This is a genomic window from Pseudomonas sp. SIMBA_067, from assembly GCF_046534675.1.
GTDB lineage: Bacteria > Pseudomonadota > Gammaproteobacteria > Pseudomonadales > Pseudomonadaceae > Aquipseudomonas > Aquipseudomonas putida.
This window is the reverse complement of record NZ_JAWRYH010000482.1, coordinates 1-269: the sequence shown is the minus strand read 5'-3', so window position 1 is coordinate 269 and position 269 is coordinate 1. Positions and strand designations below refer to the sequence as shown.

At 63.9% G+C, this 269-nt stretch carries 1 pseudogene; it reads left to right on the top strand.

Going from position 1 to position 269, the window contains the following annotated elements:
* Nucleotides 1-28: 28 nt before the first annotated feature.
* Nucleotides 29-269, top strand: a pseudogene (locus SB765_RS29985) (polyphosphate kinase 2); the annotation flags it as partial.

Sequence of the window (269 nt, the reverse complement as noted above, 5' to 3'; positions counted from 1 at the left end):
GCGCAAGCCCGAACCCGCGATTACCCGGATCAGCCAGCAACCCGCCGCACTTGAAGTGGCCACGGCACCCAAAGGCAGCAACGAAGACAGCACCCGCGCACGCTTGCCTGCCAGCTACCCGTATCGCACCCGCCTGCACCGCCAGGAATACGAGAAGACCAAGCATGCCCTGCAGATCGAACTGCTGAAGGTGCAGAGCTGGGTAAAAGAAACCGGCCAGCGCGTGGTGATTCTGTTCGAAGGCCGCGACGCGGCGGGCAAAGGCGGCA